This is a genomic window from Mycobacterium sp. TH-M106 (assembly GCF_057473765.1).
This window is the reverse complement of the sequence record NZ_JBYCLE010000542.1, coordinates 1-1,916: the sequence shown is the minus strand read 5'-3', so window position 1 is coordinate 1,916 and position 1,916 is coordinate 1. Positions and strand designations below refer to the sequence as shown.

Below are 1,916 nucleotides of genomic sequence, written 5' to 3'. Positions count from 1 at the left end.
GGGTGGCGCAACGGGCACACTCGGTCAGCGCCGGCGCCCACCCGGCCACCCCCATGGCGCGCAGCAGATAGGCGTCCAGCACCAGCTCGCGGGGCCGGCGTCCGTCGACCACCGCCCGCAGTGCGCCCACCGTCAGCCGGTGCAGCGCCGGCGCCGGCGCCCGCTCCGCACCGGCCAGGCGTTCGGCGGTCTCCAGCATCGCGCAGGCGCAGGTGTAGCGGCCGTAGTCGCTGACGATGCCGGCGGCGAAGGCGTCCAGCGAGACCGCCTGGGTGACGATGTCGAGGTTGCGGCCGGCATGCAGCTGCACGTCGACGTGGGCGAACGGCTCCAGGCGGGCGCCGAACCTGCTGCGGGTGCGGCGCACCCCCTTGGCCACCGCGCGGACCAGCCCGTGGTCGCGGGTGAGCAAGGTGATGATCCGGTCGGCTTCGCCGAGCTTGTGCTGGCGGCACACCACCGCCCGGTCCCGGTACAGCCGCATCGGATCAGTGTCGCACCGCGCCGTGACGTTCCGGGGACGTCGTCGGCGTGCCGATAGTCTTAGCGGCGATGACGCCCCCGCCCGCCTCCACCGCCCCTCGCTTACCCACCCTGACCGACCAGCTCTACCAGCTGGCCAACGGCGCGGTGACCTCCGAGGAGCTGGTCCGTCGCTCGCTGAGCGCCATCAACGCCAGCCAGTCGACGCTGAACGCGTTCCGGGTGGTGCTCGCCGAATCGGCGCTGGCCGACGCCGCCGAAGCCGACAAACGTCGGGCCGCCGGGAGCACTGCGCCGCTGCTGGGCGTGCCTATCGCGATCAAGGACGACGTCGACTTCGCCGGGGTGCCGACCTATTTCGGCACCACCGGGCTGGTCGCTCCGGCCGCCGCCGACGCCGAGGTGGTGCGCCGGTTGAAGGCGGCGGGCGCAGTGATCGTCGGCAAGACCAACACCTGCGAGCTGGGCCAGTGGCCGTTCACCAGCGGCCCCGGCTTCGGGCACACCCGCAACCCGTGGTCGCCCGGGCGCACCCCCGGCGGCTCGTCGGGCGGCAGCGCCGCCGCGGTGGCTGCGGGCCTGGTCACCGCAGCGATCGGCTCCGACGGGGCCGGTAGTGTGCGCATCCCCGCTGCGTGGACGCATCTGGTCGGCATCAAACCGCAGCGCGGCCGCATCTCCACCTGGCCGCTGCCGGAAGCGTTCAACGGGATCACCGTCAACGGCGTGCTGGCCCGCACCGTGGCCGACGCGGCGCTGGTGCTCGACGCTGTCTCCGGCAACGTCGACGGCGACCGGCACCGACCGCCGCCGATCACGGTATCCGACTACGTCGGTCGGGCACCGGGCGAGCTGCGGATCGCGATGTCCACCCGATTCCCGTTCACCGGCTTCCGGGCCCGACTACACCCGGAGATCGCCGCCGCGCTGCGCACCGTCGCCAAACAGCTTGAGCTGCTTGGCCACAACGTCGTGGCCGGCAACCCCGACTACGGACTGCGGATATCGTGGAACTTTCTGTCCCGGTCCACCTCGGGGCTGCTGGACTGGGCAACGCGGCTCGGCGACCCGGCAAATAATGTCGACTGGGATCCACGCACGGTGGCCAACATGCGCACCGGCCGGTTCCTGTCGCAGGCGATACTGCGCAACGCCCGCGCCCACGAGGCCAAGGACCAGCGCCGGGTCGGCTCGATCTTCCGCATCGTCGATGTGGTGCTGGCGCCCACCACCGCCCAGCCGCCGCCGCCGGTCGATGCCTTCGACCGGCTGGGCAGCTGGGGCACCGACCGCACGATGATCGCCGCCTGCCCGGTGACCTGGCCGTGGAACCTGCTGGGCTGGCCGTCGATCAACGTGCCGGCCGGGTTCACCTCCGACGGGCTGCCGATCGGCGTGCAGCTGATGGGCCCGGCCAACAGCGAAGGAATGCT

At 72.3% G+C, this 1,916-nt stretch carries 2 protein-coding genes; one reads left to right on the top strand and one right to left on the bottom strand.

What is annotated here, in order from left to right:
* Positions 1 to 484 (bottom strand): DNA repair protein RecO (gene recO / locus AC2VOP_RS18725; protein ID WP_486962358.1); only part of this gene is annotated, 484 nt, incomplete at its 3' end.
* A gap of 68 nt (positions 485 to 552) precedes the next feature.
* Here recO and AC2VOP_RS18720 point away from each other — a divergent pair.
* Positions 553 to 1,916, top strand: a 1,364-nt coding sequence (locus AC2VOP_RS18720; RefSeq protein WP_486962357.1) for an amidase, incomplete at its 3' end; no start/stop codon positions are given.